Here is a 243-nt window from a genome sequence, read left to right on the forward strand (position 1 = left end):
TCCGCATCTAGCATTTGGGCCACTCCGCTAACATCCTTGTAATGAACGCCCTCTTCTCCGTTGACCAGCGACTTCCATCCCTCATCTACCATCCAATCCAAATATTCGACCGCGGCCTTCGGGTTTTTCATTTCCTTATTGAAGGCTACGAAAATATTAGGCGGCGTTTCTTGGTACAGACCGAATTTTCCGTTTTTGGTGGACACGGGCTCAAGCGGTACCGGATTGGCTTCCGGCTCGTTC

At 50.6% G+C, this 243-nt stretch carries 1 pseudogene; it reads right to left on the reverse strand.

Going from position 1 to position 243, the window contains the following annotated elements:
• Nucleotides 1-243, reverse strand: a pseudogene (locus tag PAT3040_RS37435) (extracellular solute-binding protein); the annotation flags it as partial.

The sequence above is a fragment of the Paenibacillus agaridevorans genome (assembly GCF_003112455.1).
GTDB lineage: Bacteria > Bacillota > Bacilli > Paenibacillales > Paenibacillaceae > Pristimantibacillus > Pristimantibacillus agaridevorans.